This is a genomic window from Asanoa sp. NPDC050611 (genome assembly GCF_040654855.1).
GTDB lineage: Bacteria > Actinomycetota > Actinomycetes > Mycobacteriales > Micromonosporaceae > Asanoa.
Map to the genome: position 1 here is coordinate 1 of NZ_JBFAIU010000626.1, position 2,117 is coordinate 2,117.

2 protein-coding genes and 2 pseudogenes are annotated in these 2,117 nt (G+C 75.2%); 1 reads left to right on the forward strand and 3 read right to left on the reverse strand.

Annotated features, from left to right (window positions below; genetic code table 11):
- From AB0H87_RS41110 to AB0H87_RS41120, 3 genes and pseudogenes are all read right to left on the reverse strand, one after another.
- A pseudogene (locus tag AB0H87_RS41110) lies at positions 1-241 on the reverse strand (hypothetical protein); the annotation flags it as partial.
- A gap of 20 nt (positions 242-261) precedes the next feature.
- Positions 262-1,236, reverse strand: a complete 975-nt coding sequence (locus AB0H87_RS41115; RefSeq protein ID WP_360159084.1) for a serine hydrolase — start codon at positions 1,234-1,236, stop codon at positions 262-264.
- A 64-nt stretch (positions 1,237-1,300) separates the two neighbouring features.
- The gene (locus AB0H87_RS41120; protein WP_360159087.1) at positions 1,301-1,744 is read right to left on the reverse strand and encodes a MarR family winged helix-turn-helix transcriptional regulator; all 444 of its coding nucleotides are present in this window, start codon (positions 1,742-1,744) and stop codon (positions 1,301-1,303) included.
- A gap of 82 nt (positions 1,745-1,826) precedes the next feature.
- Here AB0H87_RS41120 and AB0H87_RS41125 point away from each other — a divergent pair.
- Positions 1,827-2,117: pseudogene (locus AB0H87_RS41125) on the forward strand (hypothetical protein); the annotation flags it as partial.

A 2,117-nucleotide genomic window follows, 5' to 3' on the forward strand; every position in this document is an offset into this window, starting at 1 on the left:
GTCGATCGGGCTCGGCACGTCGCCGGTCAGCAGCACCCGCTGGCGCTGGTTGGCCTCGCGGCGGCGCGGGTTCGGCACCGGCCGTGAGCAGCCGGTCGGCGCGCTCGGGCTTCGGGATCGCCCAGACGTCGCGGGCCTTGAACCACTGGCACTGGCAGTTGGCCGGGTCGCCGCGGGTGCCGAACACCGCTCGCAGGTCGTCCCAGCTCACCTCGTTGGCGGGGCGCACCGTCACCGTCACCCGCGCCAGGCTAGCGGCCGTCAGTCGCGGGCGCGCGCCCAGCCGTCCGCGCGGAAGCGGGCCGCGTCGCGGGGGCGGCGGTCGTCGAACACGAGGCCGGACCGGCCGGCTACCCGCACCGCGTCCACGTGGGCGCCGCGACCGTGCGGCGCGGCGGCGGTCGTCATCCGCCAGCGCAGGTGGGTGGTCCCGCTGGGCAGCGCGGCCCGCGCGGTCAGCCACTGACGACCCTGGAAGCCGGTGTACGTGCCGTCGGTGCGCCACCGGAGACCCGGGGCGCGCAGGTCGACCGGCACCAGCCGCCAGGTCCGGCCGCCGTCGGTGGACGCCTCGAGCGCGCCGCCGTCGGTCTCCGCGGTGTCGTACCAGATGTCGAACGTCGACCGGGTGCCGCCGCGCGCCGGGATCGTGAGCGTGGCGGTGCGGTTGTCGGCGGCGCCGGCCAGGATGCGCGCGCGGCCGTAGCGGCCGCCGTTGAGCAGGGCCTGGGCGAGCGTCGCGAGGTCGCGGCGGTGGCGAAGACGCCGGCGTGCCCCCGCGACGCCGCCCAGGCACCAGGCGTTCTCGTCGTGCACGCTGCCCCGGACGAGGCCGCGCCCGGGCTGGTATTCCTCGGCCGCGATCCGCCAGTGCAGCCGGGGCGTTGCCGTGTCCGGCGGGTTGACCGGCCTGATCCGGTAGACCGCGGCCCAGCGCTGCTCGTCGGTCGGGTACGCGCACAGCGACGGTTCGGGGTCGGCCGGCAGCCCGCTCGTGTGGGTGAGCAGGTTGCGGATGGTGATGTCGTCCTTGCCCCGGCCGCGAACGCCGGGAGGTAGCGGACCACCGGGGCGTCCAGCGCGATCCGGCCGGACTCGACGAGCTGGACCGCGGCGATGGCCGGTCGGCGGCCCGGGCGCGTCGGGCGGTGCCAGCACCGCGGAGGCCGGGGTCGCGGCGAGCGCGGCGACCGTGGCCACGGCCGCGGGGGCGCGCGAGGTACGTGCGAATCGCATGGCCGGCTCCCCGACGCTGGTCGTGGTCGCCGACAGCGTAGTTGCTCCGATTCGTACTTATCGGTCAGGAAACGCCGGGGGTCCAGCCCTTGTGGTGGTCGACCAGGGTCGTGAGCAGGCGGGTGAGCTCGGCGCGTTCCGGCCCGGTGAGCGGGGCGAGCAGGTCGTCCTCGACGCCGGCCAGGATCCGGTCGAGCCGGCCGAGCTGCCGGCGGCCGGCTTCCGTGAGGGTGATGACGTTCTGGCGGCGGTCGTCCGGGTTGGGTGCGCGCTCGACCTGGCCGCGGGCGGTCAGCTCGTTGACGACCGCGACGATGTCGCTGCGGTAGATGCCGGTGCGCGCGCTCAGCTGGGCCTGGCTGCCCGGCCCCTGCTCGGCCAGCGTGGCCAGCACGGCGTAGTGCCATTTCCGGGCGTCGGCGGTCGCGAGCGCCTCGTTGACGAGCCGGTCGGAGTGGATGGCGGCCTGCGAGAGCAGCCGGGCACGCAGGTTCCGCAACCGATCCATGCCCGCGATCGTAGCACTTGCGTTAGTGAGACTAACGAACTAGCTTTGTTCGTGTCACTAACGATTGCCTCGGGAGGCAGACATGACCGACTTCAGTGCGCAGCTCCTCGGCCGGACCGAGAAGGCGCTCAACGCGATCCTCGACCGGCTGCTCGCCGGCATCGAGGTGACCGAGCCGCAGTGGGTGGCGCTGACCCTCACCGTCACGGCCGGCGGCGCGCCCGCCGACGTGGTCACCGCGCGGATCGCGGACGCGCTCAAGGTCGACGCGCCGGCTGCGCGGCGGCGGCGGGGGAAAGAGGCCCCGGCACGCCCGCACGGGGGGTGGAGGGTGGCCGCCGGGGGGGGCAAAAAGGGGGCGGGCAGGGGCGGC

What these genes read in the sequence shown, in the direction of transcription:
- AB0H87_RS41115 (WP_360159084.1), bottom strand. Translation starts at nt 1,236, where the DNA reads ATGCGATTCGCACGTACCTCGCGCGCCCCCGCGGCCGTGGCCACGGTC.
- AB0H87_RS41120 (WP_360159087.1), bottom strand. Translation starts at nt 1,744, where the DNA reads ATGGATCGGTTGCGGAACCTGCGTGCCCGGCTGCTCTCGCAGGCCGCC.